Source organism: Roseivivax isoporae LMG 25204 (assembly GCF_000521865.1).
In the GTDB taxonomy this organism is placed as follows: Bacteria; Pseudomonadota; Alphaproteobacteria; order Rhodobacterales; family Rhodobacteraceae; genus Roseivivax; species Roseivivax isoporae.
In genome coordinates, this window is sequence record NZ_JAME01000170.1 from 1 (window position 1) to 436 (window position 436).

General features: G+C 42.4%; 1 protein-coding gene. It reads right to left on the reverse strand.

Features of this window, described 5'->3' with window-relative positions; genetic code table 11:
• A partial coding sequence (locus tag RISW2_RS25580) for a hypothetical protein (protein ID WP_211238754.1) occupies positions 1 to 436 on the reverse strand: 436 nt, incomplete at both ends.

Below are 436 nucleotides of genomic sequence, written 5' to 3' on the forward strand. Positions count from 1 at the left end.
CGATGAAACGGGGGCAAGACCACTCTTATCCTTCAGATTGGTGATGTCTGCAATAATTTCTGATACGCCTTTCGAGTTGGCACCCTTCGCTTCTTCCTCGATTAACGTAAGGCCACATTGCAAGTAGATGTAGCACCGCCACACGGCCTCAAAGTATGTTTCCACTCGGAGTACATTCTGAAGATCGCTGCTATGCGGCGCCGTGAAGACATGGTTATAAAGAAACCCAAGATCAAAATTATCTACAATAATCTGAATGGGTGGTTTGTATTTCTCGTCATTTCCTCTATGGAAGTGATCTACAATAGTTGATTTTCCGCTGCCCTTCCTACCGATTAGGATGCATTTATCTCCATCTACAATCCGATTGTAGGATCTGGTTTTAACAAAAAGTTCGTTTAACAGGTCTTCAACGTTGTTGAAGCGATTTTTTTTT